This window comes from Psychrobacter immobilis (assembly GCF_904846225.1).
Lineage (GTDB): Bacteria > Pseudomonadota > Gammaproteobacteria > Pseudomonadales > Moraxellaceae > Psychrobacter > Psychrobacter immobilis_F.
Map to the genome: position 1 here is coordinate 107,681 of NZ_CAJGZJ010000002.1, position 15,706 is coordinate 123,386.

General features: G+C 44.4%; 11 protein-coding genes. 1 reads left to right on the forward strand and 10 read right to left on the reverse strand.

Annotated features, from left to right (window positions below; genetic code table 11):
- Nucleotides 1-58 precede the first annotated feature (58 nt).
- The 9 genes from JMX48_RS02130 to JMX48_RS02170 all read right to left on the reverse strand — a co-directional run bounded on the left by JMX48_RS02130 (nucleotide 59) and on the right by JMX48_RS02170 (nucleotide 12,094).
- A complete protein-coding gene (locus tag JMX48_RS02130) occupies nucleotides 59-877 on the reverse strand; it encodes an enoyl-CoA hydratase/isomerase family protein (RefSeq protein ID WP_201533759.1) in 819 nt (272 codons plus the stop codon).
- 164 nt (nucleotides 878-1,041) lie between these two features.
- Entirely contained in the window at nucleotides 1,042-2,652 is a 1,611-nt protein-coding gene (locus tag JMX48_RS02135; protein ID WP_201533762.1) for a carboxyl transferase domain-containing protein, read from the reverse strand.
- Between the two features lie 124 nt (nucleotides 2,653-2,776).
- A complete protein-coding gene (locus JMX48_RS02140; protein WP_201533765.1) occupies nucleotides 2,777-4,531 on the reverse strand; it encodes an AMP-binding protein in 1,755 nt (584 codons plus the stop codon).
- Between the two features lie 448 nt (nucleotides 4,532-4,979).
- A complete protein-coding gene (locus JMX48_RS02145; RefSeq protein ID WP_201533767.1) occupies nucleotides 4,980-6,797 on the reverse strand; it encodes an AMP-binding protein in 1,818 nt (605 codons plus the stop codon).
- Nucleotides 6,798-7,280: 483 nt separating this feature from the next.
- Complete coding sequence (locus JMX48_RS02150) at nucleotides 7,281-8,528, reverse strand: FAD-dependent oxidoreductase (RefSeq protein WP_201533769.1); 1,248 nt, start codon at nucleotides 8,526-8,528, stop codon at nucleotides 7,281-7,283.
- A gap of 162 nt (nucleotides 8,529-8,690) precedes the next feature.
- A complete protein-coding gene (locus JMX48_RS02155) occupies nucleotides 8,691-9,410 on the reverse strand; it encodes an amino acid ABC transporter ATP-binding protein (protein WP_201534131.1) in 720 nt (239 codons plus the stop codon).
- Nucleotides 9,411-9,600: 190 nt separating this feature from the next.
- Nucleotides 9,601-10,272: an ABC transporter permease subunit gene (locus JMX48_RS02160; protein ID WP_201533771.1), complete on the reverse strand. Its 672-nt coding sequence runs from the start codon at nucleotides 10,270-10,272 to the stop codon at nucleotides 9,601-9,603.
- Complete coding sequence (locus JMX48_RS02165) at nucleotides 10,269-11,015, reverse strand: amino acid ABC transporter permease (RefSeq protein ID WP_201533773.1); 747 nt, start codon at nucleotides 11,013-11,015, stop codon at nucleotides 10,269-10,271. Before JMX48_RS02165 ends, JMX48_RS02160 begins: the two co-directional genes overlap by 4 nt.
- A gap of 95 nt (nucleotides 11,016-11,110) precedes the next feature.
- Nucleotides 11,111-12,094, reverse strand: a complete 984-nt coding sequence (locus JMX48_RS02170) for a glutamate/aspartate ABC transporter substrate-binding protein (protein ID WP_201533775.1) — start codon at nucleotides 12,092-12,094, stop codon at nucleotides 11,111-11,113.
- A 531-nt stretch (nucleotides 12,095-12,625) separates the two neighbouring features.
- On the opposite strand from JMX48_RS02170, the gene JMX48_RS02175 reads away from it, so the two are divergent.
- Complete coding sequence (locus JMX48_RS02175) at nucleotides 12,626-13,606, forward strand: Hsp33 family molecular chaperone HslO (RefSeq protein ID WP_201533777.1); 981 nt, start codon at nucleotides 12,626-12,628, stop codon at nucleotides 13,604-13,606.
- A 216-nt stretch (nucleotides 13,607-13,822) separates the two neighbouring features.
- Here JMX48_RS02175 and JMX48_RS02180 read toward each other — a convergent pair whose 3' ends face one another.
- The gene (locus JMX48_RS02180; protein ID WP_201533779.1) at nucleotides 13,823-15,301 is read right to left on the reverse strand and encodes an alpha/beta fold hydrolase; all 1,479 of its coding nucleotides are present in this window, start codon (nucleotides 15,299-15,301) and stop codon (nucleotides 13,823-13,825) included.
- Between the last annotated feature and the right edge of the window lie 405 nt (nucleotides 15,302-15,706).

Consider the following 15,706-nt stretch of genomic DNA (forward strand, 5'->3'; position numbering starts at 1 on the left):
ATCCCTGTGTCTTGTCGTTTTTATTTGATGTCTTGTCTGTTTGCGCATTTATCTGTCGTTAGTCTGCTGTCAGCCAATCAGGCTTACGTTTTTGCAAGAATGCTTGCACGCCTTCTTTTCCTTGCTCTGACGAGCGGATATCGGCGATACTTTTAACAGTGTCAGCAATTAATTCATCGGTAATCGGTGCGCCTGCGACGTCATGTAATAAGCGCTTGCAGGTCTTGACCGCATCAGGGCTATTTTTGCTCATTTGATCGCACAATGCCGCAACCGTATCATCTAGTGATTCTTCGCTGACGCGCTCATGAATGAAACCAAGCTGACGCGCCTTTTTGGCATCAAATACTTCCGCACTGAGGAAGTAGCGCTGTGCAGCTCTAGCGCCCATCGCTTTTATGACATAAGGGCTGATAGTAGCGGGCGCTAACCCCAAACGGACTTCACTCAAGCAAAAATTGGCAATCTTAACGGCAATCGCCACATCACAAACGGCAACCAAACCCACACCGCCTGCATAAACGTCACCCTGAATCGCGGCAATCGTTGGTTTGGGGCACTCATAAATAGTCTTAAGCATTTGTGCCAATTTATCGGCGTCCGCAAGATTTTCTTCATAGCTATAATCTGCCATCGCACGCATCCAATTAAGATCAGCGCCTGCACAAAACGCTTTTCCAGCAGCCGCTAAAACAATGACACGTACCTCATTATCAGCGCCAAGCGTCTTGAATACGTCGGTCAATTCGCCAATCATCTCATCATTAAAAGCATTACGAATTTCAGGACGGTTCAAGGTTACGGTGGCAATATGCTGCTCAACATTAACCAATAGGCTTTTATAATTTTCAGAGTTTTTATCACTATTTTTTGTCATCATCTTCTCTATATTTTTATGTATGCATCTCTTTCTATAGACGCTTAATCAAACTTTCAGTCAATCCATAATAATACTAGTACAAGGAAACCGAATGCAGATGTACAAATCGTACTTCAAATGAGGCTGACGCAGTAGTTGCTTATTATGGGAAGATAGAATGCTTACATTCTAAAGACCCCAAAAGTCGTCTCTTCAATCGGTGCGTTATGAGCCGCACTAAGCGCCAATGCCAATACGTTACGGGTGTCAGCTGGGTCAATCACGCCATCATCCCAAAGACGTGCAGTGGCATAATAAGGATGTCCTTGCTCTTCATACATCTCACGGATAGGCGCTTTAAAGGCCGCTTCATCTTCGTCGCTCCACGCCTCGCCTTTACGATCAAAGTTATCCCGCTTGACGGTTGCCAATACTGACGCTGCTTGCTCGCCGCCCATGACAGAGATACGCGCATTTGGCCACATCCATAAGAAACGCGGGCTATAAGCACGGCCACACATGCCGTAGTTACCGGCACCGAATGAGCCACCGACAATAACGGTAAATTTTGGCACTTTGGCATTGGCCACCGCCATCACCATTTTGGCACCATGACGAGCGATACCTTCGTTTTCGTATTTACGGCCGACCATAAAGCCTGTGATGTTTTGTAGGAATATGAGTGGGATTTTGCGCTTACAACACAGCTCAATGAAATGCGTACCTTTTTGCGCGGACTCACTAAAAAGAATCCCATTATTGGCAATAATACCAACAGGCATCCCTTCAATATGCGCGAAACCACAAACCAACGTCGTGCCAAAACGCGCTTTAAATTCGTCAAAAGCGCTGTCATCGACGATACGGGCGATGATTTCTTTGATATCAAAAGGCTTGCGCTTATCGGTTGGAATAACACCGTATAACTCTTTAGCATCATAGCGCGGCGGACGCGGCTTAATTTGGTTGGGAATGTTTTTAGTAGGACGATTCAAGTGGCTGACGATATTGCGAGCTATCGATAACGCGTGCGTGTCGTTCTGTGCTAAATGATCGACCACGCCTGACAAACGAGTATGTACATCGCCGCCTCCCAAGTCTTCTGCCGTGACTTCTTCGCCTGTTGCCGCTTTAACCAATGGTGGACCGCCCAAAAATATAGTGCCTTGGTCTTTGACAATAATGGACTCATCGCTCATCGCTGGCACGTAAGCGCCGCCAGCCGTACAGCTGCCCATGACCACGGCAATCTGGGGAATGCCAGCCGCACTGAGATTGGCTTGATTAAAGAATATACGGCCAAAGTGTTCTTTATCAGGGAATACCTCATCTTGGTTGGGCAAGTTTGCGCCACCAGAATCAACCAAATAAACACAGGGTAAATGATTTTCTTGAGCAATTTCTTGTGCGCGTAAATGCTTTTTGACGGTTATTGGATAATAAGTGCCGCCCTTTACCGTGGCGTCATTACAGACAATCATGCACTCGATACCATTGATGCGACCGATACCCGCAATCACGCCAGCCGCTGGAATATCTTCGCCATACATATTGTGCGCCGCCATTGGCGCCACTTCTAAGAATGACGTGCCGACATCCAGCAAGCGCTCGACACGCTCGCGCGGTAACAGCTTGCCACGTGCTAAATGCTTGGCTCGTGCTCGCTCTGATCCGCCCTGAACCACTTTACGCAGGTGTACATATAAGTCATCAACCACAGCTTGCATAGCGGCGCTGTTTTGCTGGAATTCAGCTGCGTTTGGACTCAGTTTACTGGTTATGATAGCGCTCATGATATCCCTTTTCTTTAATACATAAATGCGAGTAACTTTTTTATAGTCGTTTTTACTCACCTATTCATTATCGTTTTTATTCAGATAAATGCTAGATGAGGTAACATATGCAATAGAGTGGCTGTTATAGACCTAACTCTTCTCTCATCTGCTCAATGATTTTATATTTCTGAATTTTGCCAGTGATGGTCATCGGGTATTCAGTCACGAAGCGATAATAGGTCGGCACTTTATAATGAGCGATGTGTTCACTACAGAATTGACGTACTTCTTCTTCGGTCAAACTGTCCGGCTCTTTTGCAATAATCCACGCCGCCAATACTTCGCCATAACGCTTGTCCGGTATACCGACGATTTGTACATCACGAATTTTGGGATGACGATACAGGTAGTTTTCGATTTCGACAGGATAAATGTTTTCGCCACCACGAATGACCATGTCTTTACTACGACCAACGATTTTGACATAACCGTCCTCATCCATCGTTGCCAAATCACCCGTCAGCATCCAGCCGTCTTGAATGGACGCGCGTGTTTTAAAACGGCTGCCCCAGTAGCCTTTCATCACCGAATAACCACGCGTGAGCAGCTCGCCCGTCTCGCCCAATGGCATAATCTCGCCAGTCTCAGTATCGACGACTTTGACCTCAAGCGCTGGCTGCACCAGTCCTACGGTAGATACTTGCTTTTCAAGCGGCGTATGCTCATTGGTTTGACAAGAGACAGGACTGGTCTCAGTCATGCCATAAGCAATGGTCACTTCCTGCATGTGCATTTTATCGATGACACGGCGCATGACTTCAATTGGGCAGCTAGAGCCTGCCATAATACCAGTGCGTAAGGTTGATAAATCAAAGTTCTCAAATTCAGGGTGATCAAGTTCAGCGATAAACATCGTCGGCACGCCATGCAGACCGGTGCATTTTTCTTCTTCGACCGCTTTTAGCACCGACAATGGCTCAAAACCATCGTTCGGATAAACGATACAACCACCGTGCGTAAGGATTGCCAAATTACCAAGCACCATCCCAAAACAATGATAGAGCGGTACGGGAATGCACAGTTTGTCCTCTTCGGTGAGATTCATGGCCTCACCGATAAAGTAGCCGTTATTTAAGATATTTCGATGGCTTAACGTGGCGCCTTTTGGCGTGCCAGTTGTGCCACTAGTGAATTGCACATTGATAGCATCGGTATTTTTAAGTTGCGCTTGGCGCTCTGCTACTCGTGGGTCGTTGGCATCGCCCTCGCTCATCCATGCAGAGAACTTCTGCATAAAACCAAATTCTTCATCGCTGCTTGGCTCATCAATCCAAATGATACGCTCAATCGTTGGAATCTCGACCAAATCAAGTTGGGTATAATCTTTATGATAAATCTCAGGGCACAACTCTCGGATCAAACTCGCATAATCACTGGTTTTAAAATGGCGCATTAGAACGAGTGCCGAGCAACCCAGTTTATTTAAGGCGTATTGCAGCTCAAAGGTACGATAAGCAGGATTGATATTAACTAAGATAACGCCGACTTTTGCGGTCGCTAATTGCATTAATAGCCATTCAGCATTGTTGTGTGACCAGATACCAATACGATCACCGATCTCAAGTCCCATCTCAATCATGGCACTGGCCAGCTGGTTAACTTGCTGCTGTAGCTGTTGATATGTCCAGCGGATGTTTTGATGACGAGAAACCAAGGCTTCACGCTCAGGATATTTAAAGACAATGGCATCAAAAAAATCACCAATGGTCGCTTCAATTAGCGGCACATCAGGACCTTTATCATAACTTTGGGTGAGTGGCGCATTGGCTGAGCGCGCGCCCATATTGATACTAGGAATAGTATTTAGAATAATATCGAAATCAGGGGTCTGAGTCATAACGAGTCCTTTCGTTTTACTTTTTATAGTGCTTATTAATCGTGCTTATTGATAGCTTGCAAATAAACCAATCTTCCTTGAACAAGTCTTACATAGTGTTCGCTACTATACCGCCATAAACGAAAGGCTGTCAATAATATCAATACAATATGTATCATTTAAAAGCGTAATATAAGATTAATGCGCTGTTGATTACTAAACTAGCATTCTCTTATGTCGTCAGTGTTAAATAAGATAAGGTCAAATATTATCGCGCGCTACTGGGATAAATTTGCCTTATTTATAGTCGGGTCAATATAAGAAAGACACAACGCAGAACTTATTCCAGTAGCATTTTGATTGTTTGATAGTAGATCGACTCTATGACTCAAATTGCAAAAGCCAGCTTTATACCATAATAGTATAAAGCTGGCTTTCGTGGTTATTAATAGTTATTAATAGTGCAAACTTACTCTAGAACCAATTCTTCTATCATTTGCTCGACGATTTTATATTTTTGAATTTTGCCAGTGATGGTCATTGGATATTCATCAACGAAGCGAAAGTAGGTTGGTACTTTATAATGAGCAATGTGGTCACGACAAAACTGCCTAACCTCTTCTTCACTTAAGCTACCCGGCTCCTTTTCGATAATCCATGCCGCCAATACTTCACCGTACTTTTTATCAGGCACACCGACAATTTGTACATCACGAATTTTAGGATGACGATAGAGATAGTTTTCGACTTCTACTGGATAAATATTTTCACCACCACGAATAATCATATCTTTGCTGCGTCCAACCACCGTAATATAGCCATCTTCATCCATCGTTGCCAAATCACCAGTATGCATCCAGCCGTCAGTGATCGCCGCACGGGTTTTAGAGCGACTACCCCAATAGCCTTTCATGACGGCATAGCCGTGCGTGAGTAGCTCGCCTGTCTCTCCAATCGGGACGACGTCGCCTGTTTCGGTATTAATTATTTTAACCTCCATGGCTGGTAGCACCATTCCCACTGTCGATACTCGCTTTTCAAGAGGCGTTTGCGAGCTGGTCTGACAAGATGCTGGGCTGGTTTCGGTCATGCCATAAGCAATGGTCACTTCCTGCATGTGCATCTTATCCATGACGCGGCGCATGACCTCAATCGGACAACTAGAGCCGCCCATAATACCAGTACGTAAACTGGACAAATCAAAGCTATCGAACTCTGGATGATCAAGTTCTGCGATGAACATCGTTGGTACACCCAGTAACGCAGTACATTTTTCTTCTTCGATCGTTTGCAATACCGTTAGCGGATCAAAGCCGTCATTGGGATAAACGGCGCAACCACCGTGGGTCAATATGGCGAGATTACCACCCACCATCCCAAAGCAATGATAGAGCGGCAGTGGAATACACAGTCTATCTTCTTCCGTTAGCCTCATTCCCTCGCCCATGAAATAACCGTCATTTAATATATTTCGATGGGTTAAGGTTGCCCCTTTTGGTGTGCCAGTTGTGCCACTGGTAAACTGTACACTAATAGCGTCGGTGTTTTTGAGTAAGGCTTGGCGCTCAGTGACGCGTGGATCATTGGCATCGCCCTCTGCCATCCAAGTAGAGAATTTTTGCATAAAGCCAAATTCTTCATCGCTGCTTGGCTCATCAATCCAAATAATACGCTCAATCGTTGGAACCTCGACCAAATCAAGTTGGGTATAATCTTTATGATAAATCTCAGGACATAGATCGCGAATCATTTGCGCATAATCGCTGTTTTTAAAATGGCGCATTAATACCAATGCCGAGCAGCCCAATTTATTCAAAGCATATTGCAGCTCAAAAGTACGATAAGCAGGATTGATATTGACGAGAATTACGCCTACCTTCGCAGTTGCTAATTGCATCAGCAGCCATTCAGCATTGTTGTGTGACCAAATACCAATACGATCACCGATCTCAAGTCCCATCTCAATCATGGCACTGGCCAACTGATTGACTTTCTCTTGTAGCTCACGATACGTCCAGCGGATGTTTTGATGGCGAGAAACCAAGGCTTCACGCTCAGGATACTTATCGACAATGGCATCAAAAAAATCACCGATGGTCGCTTCAATCAGCGGCACATCAAGCCCTTTATCATGGCTTTGGCTGAGTGGCGCATTTGCCGAACGCGCGCCAATATTAACTTTTGGAATATTAGTGAGAGTCTTGTTATTAATAATATTGCCATTAAGAGTATTGCCATGAAGAGTATTGTCATTAACAATATCGTCGAAATCGGAAAGTTGAGTCATAACGAGTCCTTTCGTTTTGCTATTTGGGGTTAGTCTTTAGTATTGCTTATAGGCATTTATTGCTTACTTATTTATGCAGTAAAAATGCATTAAGGACAAACATAATATTCTTCCTTGAATATTTTTCATCACCAATATTTCTAATAGCTGCCGTTAGTAGAAAATCAAACCAATACATAGTCAAAACACCCTAAAGACACTACGATACTGCTGATATCAATTTTTGGTAGCCTCTGTCTGCGTAGGCACAGCCAAAAAAATTAATAGTAGCAGTGCGTGATGTATCGATATTACTTTTCACTGACTATAGCGCCTTAAACAAAATTCTGTCAATAATATTGATAGATTAAGTATCGCTTATTATCCAATCAGATCAGCAGTAAGTTTACGATCTATCGAAAAATGATGATAAAAAATTAGAAAAGCCAGTGCTGCTTTATGATGGCAACACTGGCTTGAATTGAAAAACTTCTGTTTTGACCATTATGCTTTAGGTATGACAGGCGCTTTGATGGTCACGGTGGCACTCACTTCATTATTATCATCTAGCAAGTCCATAATCAGTTCATCATCGCTTTCGCTGGTGACTTGCCAATTGCCATCCGCTCGCGGTACGCCCGTTGCCATCACAGAGATGGCTTTATTTTTTAGGCGAATCATAGGCGGCTTGTGATCATAACCGCCATGCTCTATACCCAAAATCTCATCGGCGATAGTCGCAGCCTGCGCCCGTAATGGTGCGACATAACGACAGGCGACTCCATTGATCGACATACAATCGCCAATGGCATAAACGTTAGCAGCATGGGTACGCAAGGTGGACGCGTCAACGACGATGCCCGTACGGCGATCAAACTCAACACCAGCGGCAGTGGGCAGTTTATCATCGACGGTCAGACCAGTACTAGCAATGACATGATCAACGATTACTGTCTCAGATTGCACAGCCGTGCTGCTATCTGAAGTTGATGCTATCGGCTCATAGCTGACTTTCAACTTACCCTCGTCACGGCCTTCATTGCTACCCTCACTGATACGAGTGACGTCAGATACCTGATAACCGCCCAAAAAGTTAATGCCTTGTGATTTCACGGCTTGGGCAATACGAGCAGTCGCTTTTGACGGTAGCATTTGCGAGAGTGGCGCGTCATTTAGGTCAATCAATGTCACTTGATGACCCGCTTTGAGCAAGTCTTCTGCAATCTCAGTCCCAACCATACCAGCACCAACAATAGCGATATGTTGACTACCTGTTGCTAGCTTTTCTTGAAGCTGGCCAAAGCGTTCGATATGATTGACGTGCCAAACCAAATCTTCTGGCAAACTTTTTGGAAAGATAGGATGTGCCCCCATCGCCAGCACCATTTTGTCATAGCCGAGAGTAGATGATGTGTCTACCGAATCAGTCGCGGCAAGCTGCACTGTCTGACCGACAGGATCAATATCTACCACATGAGTATGAGGCAGCAACGTCACTTGTGCCGCTGCCGCTGCATCAACGCCAGTCGCACGCACCAAGTCCGATGCGCGTTTGTTTTGACTGATCGCCATCGTCAGCATTGGCTTATGATAACGGTCGCCGCTATCGGTGGTAATTAAGGTAATCGGAATGTCTTTGTCTTTCGCACGAATGGCATCAATGACGTGCCAACCTGCCAAGCCAGCGCCAATAATGACCACACCTTTTTTTGGTGCTGTTGCCGATGCTGCAAATAGGTTTTCTGCGCTCATTTTAGCTCCAGTATAAATAAGAAATTATTTTAATTATCGAGAATAATGGCAGCTATTGTACCAGTAAACAGTACGTTACTCACCTCAACGTCTTTATTGAGCGGATAAATTAATGGACAAAAAAAGCGCCCGATGGGCGCAGTTTTTATTAAAAGCATAATATTAGTGATTCAAAATCTTTGACAAGAACATCTGCGCGCGATCACTTTTTGCCCCTTCAAAGAATTCATCTTTACTACAATTTTCGACGATACTACCTTCATCCATAAAGATAATCCGGTTGGCTACCTGACTGGCAAAACCCATTTCATGAGTCACACACATCATCGTCATGCCATCACGAGTCAGCTCCACCATGACATCGAGCACTTCTTGAATCATCTCAGGATCAAGTGCCGAAGTTGGTTCATCAAACAGCATCGCCACTGGATCCATCGCAAGCGCACGAGCAATGGCTACTCGCTGCTGCTGCCCACCAGATAGCTCTGCTGGATATTTGGCGGCTTGTACCGTCAGGCCGACGCGGTCTAAATACGCCATTGCTTTTTGCTTGGCCTCCGATTCTTTGCGTCCCAACACTTTAATTTGCGCCACGGTCAAATTATCAATAATGGTCAAATGCGGAAACAACTCAAAGTGCTGAAATACCATGCCAACACGGCTGCGTAATTTGGGTAGATTGGTCTTTGGGTCACCAACAGAGATGCCATTGACCATAATCTGACCTTTTTGAAAAGGCTCAAGTCCGTTGGCCGTCTTAATTAAAGTCGATTTACCACTACCCGATGGGCCACAAACAACGACCACATCGCCTTTATGGACATGGGCGGTACAATCCTTTAGCACCTGAAAATCGCCATACCATTTGCTGACATCACTCATTTGAATGACTATCTCGTCGCTCGCATGACCATTATTGGTGACCAGTCCACCAAAATCGTTTATATACGTATCAGCATTGCTCATCACTGGCTCCTAACCACATTATTTTCGATAATCGTCATTAATAGTAATCATTAATAATCGTTGTTAAATAAAAGTCTTAAAACTAAAAAACGTGTCTTAAATACGATTAAAACCTTAAGCGTTTTTGCAGTTGTTGCACACCAATCGATGCACTCAAGCTGATGACAAAATAAACCGCACCAGCACCTAAGATATAAGGTGTCAACAAGCCCATCAGCTCACCACGGACATAAGCGGCGCGGAAAAAGTCCGTCAGACCGATGGCAAATACCAATGTCGTGTCTTGGAATAAAATAATACATTGCTGCAAAATCAGCGGGAGCATCTTACGAAACGCTTGTGGCAAAATAACCAGACGCATGGTCTGACCATACGTCATGCCCAAGGCTCTAGCCGCATTGACCTGCCCACTACCAATGGATTGAATACCTGCCCGTACGACTTCTGAGAAGTAAGCCGCCTCAAACATCATGAAGGCAACCACACAAGAAGCGAAAGCCGCATTCAGCTGTAGATAACTACCCGCTATCCAAAAATAAATCATTGGTACGGCAAAATAAAACCATAGTAGTACCAGCAGTAGTGGCACCGAGCGGAAATAATTCACATATAACTTGGCAGGTATTTCAAGTGCTTTGATGCCAGATAAGCGCATCAATGCCAAGACCGTACCCAAGCTGATACCGCCAATAATGGCTAAAAACAGTACCTTTAAGGTCGTAATCATCCCGCCCATCAAACCAGGATAGGCGGTTGCTAACTCAGTCATCATGCTCATTTCTGACCTCCTGCAATCAGCCCAGGCACACGCAGCTTACGCTCAATCAAACCCATAATGGCAATCAAGGACAGATTAAAAACCAAATAGATAATCGTCGCATATGTATAAATCTCAATACTATTTTGCGTATATTCACTGATAGTTTTGGTTTGACTAATCAACTCCATTACCCCAACTAGCGAGGCCACAGAAGCGTTTTTAAAGCAGTTGGTGAGCTCTGAGCTCAGTGGCGGCAAAATAACTCGAAAGGCTTGCGGTAATAGTACTTCTTTATAAACTTGCGGAATGCTAAAGCCCAGTGCATAAGCGGCATTAATCTGCCCATCAGGTAACGATTCGATACCAGTACGCACCTGCTCAACGATACGAGCCGCCGTAAATAAGCCAAGACCAATACTCGCTGACAGCATGGCTGACGTATTAGGCGACAACTCCCTATACCACCAGTCTTGAATCGCGGGCGTGAGCCAGCCGGGCGCAATATAAAACCAAAAAAACAGCTGCACAAGCAATGGGATATTGCGAAAAAATGTCACATAAGCCGTACCGACCGCACGAGCTGTCTTATTAGGCAATGTGCGCATGATACCAAAGATCGTACCCACGACCATGGCGATAGCCCATGCAATACTACCAATCAATAATAACCAGCCAAGACCAGTTATCATCCAATGGATATAAAGCTCGCTACCGATACCGGTCTGCTCAAAGAGCACACCCCAGTTCCAGCTATAATTCATGCTTGTCTCTCCGAGCAGCGATTAAAAAGCCTACGCACCAGATTGATTTTATATGGCAATCTGAACGCGTAAGCTGTGTTGAGGAACAAGGAGCTTTATTGTGCCGTCGCTTCTTTTGGTTCAGCGCTGTCATGCGGATTGGCAATCAGTGCTTTTAAGTTGTCTGACATCTCAAAGTTTAGATTGACGTTTTTCGGTGGCACTGGGTTCAAGAACCACTTGTCATAGATAGCATTAATTTCGCCTGACTTAAAGACATTATTAAGCGCTTCATTGACCACGGCTTTGAATTCAGGATCGTCTTTACGCATCATGCAACCATAAATCTCAAACGATTGTGGCTCGCCCACGATAACCCATTCATCAGGATTTTTTGCTTTGGCTTTTTCGCCAGCTAGCAATACGTCATCCATCATAAAGGCATCAGCACGGCCGCTTTCTAGCATCAAAAATGCTTCGCCATGATCTTTTGCAGAGATGATGTCCATACCCACTTTGTTATCATCGTTGTACTGACGGATGTAACGCTCTGAGGTCGTACCTGCTGTGGTAACCAATCTTTTACCTTTTAGATCGGTAAAATCTTTAATGCCTGAATCTTTTTTGGTGAGTAGACGCGTACCGATTTCAAAGAAACCATTAGAGAACGCTACTTGTTTTTGACGCTCTTCGTTATTGGTGGTTGAGCCACACTCAAAATCGACCGTGCCATTCTGTACCAATGGAATACGTGTTTGTGAGGTAATCAAGTTATAACGAATTTTAAGATCTGGCATGTCGAGCTTTTGTTTAACAGCTTCAACCACTTTCAGTTCTAAATCGTGGGCATAACCAATAGGCTGATTTGGATCGTCAGAGATATAAGAAAATGGAATAGAGGAATCACGGTGACCGACTACGATGGTGCCTGAGTCTTTGATTTTTTGTAGCGTACCATTGGTATTTGCTGCAGCGTCTGTCGTCGTTGCATCGTCTGCAGGGGCAGCATCAGTTGCTGTTTGATTGCTGTTATTACAGCCTACTAAGCCTAAAGCCATAAAAGCGGCCAGAGTTAACGGTTTAGAGAATAAATAGCTCATGAAATACATCCTTTTATTACATTATTCCAAGATTGAAAGAGTGCTTTGACACAGATTTTAGTCATTGACTCTATTGTCACGCATCCCTATTGTTGTTGCTGTTATTTATCACAATGCAACTTAATGTTACTGTACAACAAATTAACGGACGTGGGGGAACTTTTTTTCATGAGACTGACATTTTATGGTTTGCTGATTATTTATTTGACTGACTACAAAATAAAATGAGTGCTATAGTTGATCCACTATAAAACAGACACAGTGCTACTGGTATAAATGTTGCGCTGCCTATGTCTGCGCAGGCACAGCAAGCAAGGAAAATTAATACCAGTAGCGCGTGATAATATTTGTACCAGCGGGCCGATACTTTAAACGTAACTCTTTTATAATAGATTGACTATATGTCAAATTGAATTTGCCTCTATTTGGCAGATGAATACCTTAAAACGATTCAGCAATCTATGAGCGGCAATTGATAAATCACGATGAATCCCCATAAAGCTAACAACTTCTTAATACTACAAATGACCTATGACACAAGATACTCAAGTCCCAAGCGCAGACAGCCAAAGCATTGACAACCATAGCGACAACGATGTACGCCAACGTTTCTTTATTGAAGATTCACCCGTGCGCGGTGATGTGGTGCGCCTATCACGCAGTTATGCGAGCACGATTGCCCAAAAGCCTTACCCTGAAGCGATTAAACGACTATTGGGTGAAATGCTGACGGCAGCGAGTTTGCTAATCAGTACGGTCAAAATCAACGGTCGCTTATCTATTCAGTTACAGTCATCAGACAGTGATAGTTTGCTCAATTGGGCGATGGCAGAGTGCGACCAAGACGGCATCATTCGTGCCCTTGCCAGCTGGAAAGGTGAAACTGACGTGCAAGTGCAGGCTTGGGAAAGCTTGACGCATGCCAAAGAGGCATTTGCGGAGCTGGGCGCGACGGGGCAAGGCGTATTGTTTATCAATATTCAGCCTGAAGGTGGCGAGCCGTATCAAGGTATCGTTGAGCGCAGTCATGACAATTTGGCGGATTGCTTAGCGCATTATCAAAAGCAATCGGCGCAGATTCCAACGCTGATTAATTTGGCATGTGATGGCTTGCAGGCGGGTGGTATATTGGTACAGATGCTACCTCGTACTGCTGAAGAAGCCTATGAAGTCGAGCAAAACGAAGATGCGGGTATCGATGATGATTTATGGATACGCTTGTCAGTATTGACGCGTACCATCAAGGCAGAAGAGCTGACGACGTTAGATGCCAACGAGATTCTTTATCGCTTGTATCATGAAGAAAACATTGTCGCTCCCGACCCTGCTCCCCTAGCATTTGGTTGCACGTGCTCACGCGAAAAATGTGAGACAGCAATCGAGCAAATTGGCGAAGCGGAAGCGTTGGAAATCATCGAAGACCAAGGCGGTACGTTTGAGATGGATTGCGGGTTCTGCGGTGAAGTCTATAAATTTAATAAAGACGATGTAGCAGCAATATTTGCTGACTAGTTTTTTATCGCTACATATCAGTCTTTTTAAAACCCCTAAGTGTGATGCTTGGGGGTTTTTTATATGGTGAAATAGACAACATTCTTATCATTTAAGCTGGAGTTTATAAGCTCTATCTTTGAACAAAAACTAAATCATCATAAATATTTAGAAGAAGGCTTAGAAGATGGATATCGCACCGATGATATAGACTAAGACCCATGTTAAGACTAAATTCTACAACGCCAATGCCAGACTTCTAGGATAAGAATATATCCGATCTCTGTCCGCATAATCGCTGTGTCCATTGTCCAGCAACCATTCCACCACTTGTTCACGGACTCGTCTACTATTAACCAAGTTCATATGACTCACGCCATAAAACACTGCTTTATGACCATCGGGTACGAACAACGCGTGTTCAACATCATCCTCACCCAGCGCTGATGCAACGGATACCAAACCATCGCCTAATAGGCTAGTCATCTTAGAATCATAATGAGTCTCAAGCAAAGCACTGGCGGCAAAGTAGGTTTTGATACCACTTGGTAAATGCGCAGGATGTCGAAAATCTTGTGGCAGCACGCTGCGACCCTCCAACATACTCCAGTCGGCATCCCGAATACTGCCATGACGCAAATCAATAATGCCCGCACTACGCATGTCCCCAAGCTTGGCAAGCGACCCTGCAAACGGCAGTTTGGCGATAATATCTTGTACATGGTTGCCAATACGCTCAAGCACCGCGCCATGATGGGGCGAGCCTAAAGTAATCAGATTGCCCACGCGCATGATCCAATCTAGGTGTTCTTGCTCTCCGTAAAACAATGCACTGCGAGCGACCAAGCCACCCATACTATGACCGACCAGATCTATCTGGCCGATATTGGGATTATCATCGACCAAGTTTTGTAATAATTGGGAAAACTGACGACCGCTACGCGAGATACGGCGGCCAGTATTATAATCAAGATATAAAACCGTCGTCTCTGGCTGACTTTGATTGATGGCATAGCCCATTCCATTGTGCTCTTGCGATCGCCAGTTTAAGTGGCTCATACATAGACCATGACATAAAATGGCAATACGCCCTGACAACTCTCCGTGTTGTGGATTGCCCTCTTTATCATAAAGCATCGTGGGAATCGCCAGCGCATTTTGATGATTCACAAGATGATCGCCCATGACACCATTGAGCACATTCACGAGTTTTTTTAATGAATCAGGCAGTGGTTGAGCCGTTTTTCGGCCAACGTTGTTTTTGTATAGTCGTAGCACTGACGCTAGATTGTTACCCACCATCAGCATGATTTGACGTACTGTGCCGTAGATACGCCCAGTGATACCGCTAGGCCACTTGTTCAGATATTTTTCATTAAAATGACCCAAAGGACGCAAAATCACTTCACGGTGGATAGCCTCGACGATATCAGTGACTTCAACCACACCCATCGTTGCAAGCTGCGCCAATCCTTCAAAAAAATCAGCAAAAGTGACAGGCGTCGTTGTTGTTCCACTTTTTTCATCCGCGAGCAGTTTCATCAGCTCATCTACATCGATTGCTTCGAGTTGGTCTATTTGCTCATACAAATCACTATAGAGTGGCTCACTGTTGTCTGAGCCGAAATGTGCCTCAAGCTCATGCCGATCTTTGGCGTCGCTGCTAGCACTGCCATAGCTAACACTGTCGTGATAAAATAAGTCTGTATTACTCATAGCGTTCATTATGTTGGCACATTCAGCGAAAAGAATAGTCGCCTATGTTATCCTTTAAATACAGAAAATAAAAGAGAAGGATTTGACTTGTAAGTAGTTTATTATCAAAGGAATTTAGGGCGTATCATAACAAACCACGCATATAATTCTAACCCAAAAAACACGACTGACAATCAAATCGCTCAGCTTAAAAAAGAGAGGTTGCGAGCGCTCGCATTACTTGTGCGCCTAATTTTTTGGTGTGTATAGTCGATCCACTATAAAACAAACACCGCGCTACCGGGATAAGTTTTTCGCCGCCTCTGTCTGCGCAGGCACAGCAAGCAAGGAAAATTTATTCTAGTAGCGCGTGATAATATTTAACCTTATTTAGGACAGACTATATTAGGGCATGTCCTAAATTCA

Excerpts from the sequence above, each read along its gene's own strand:
- JMX48_RS02130 (WP_201533759.1), bottom strand. The coding sequence starts at position 877 with ATGACAAAAAATAGTGATAAAAACTCTGAAAATTATAAAAGCCTATTG.
- JMX48_RS02135 (WP_201533762.1), bottom strand. The coding sequence starts at position 2,652 with ATGAGCGCTATCATAACCAGTAAACTGAGTCCAAACGCAGCTGAATTC.
- JMX48_RS02140 (WP_201533765.1), bottom strand. The coding sequence starts at position 4,531 with ATGACTCAGACCCCTGATTTCGATATTATTCTAAATACTATTCCTAGT.
- JMX48_RS02145 (WP_201533767.1), bottom strand. The coding sequence starts at position 6,797 with ATGACTCAACTTTCCGATTTCGACGATATTGTTAATGACAATACTCTT.
- JMX48_RS02150 (WP_201533769.1), bottom strand. The coding sequence starts at position 8,528 with ATGAGCGCAGAAAACCTATTTGCAGCATCGGCAACAGCACCAAAAAAA.
- JMX48_RS02155 (WP_201534131.1), bottom strand. The coding sequence starts at position 9,410 with ATGAGTGATGTCAGCAAATGGTATGGCGATTTTCAGGTGCTAAAGGAT.
- JMX48_RS02160 (WP_201533771.1), bottom strand. The coding sequence starts at position 10,272 with ATGAGCATGATGACTGAGTTAGCAACCGCCTATCCTGGTTTGATGGGC.
- JMX48_RS02165 (WP_201533773.1), bottom strand. The coding sequence starts at position 11,015 with ATGAATTATAGCTGGAACTGGGGTGTGCTCTTTGAGCAGACCGGTATC.
- JMX48_RS02170 (WP_201533775.1), bottom strand. The coding sequence starts at position 12,094 with ATGAGCTATTTATTCTCTAAACCGTTAACTCTGGCCGCTTTTATGGCT.
- JMX48_RS02175 (WP_201533777.1), top strand. The coding sequence starts at position 12,626 with ATGACACAAGATACTCAAGTCCCAAGCGCAGACAGCCAAAGCATTGAC.
- JMX48_RS02180 (WP_201533779.1), bottom strand. The coding sequence starts at position 15,301 with ATGAGTAATACAGACTTATTTTATCACGACAGTGTTAGCTATGGCAGT.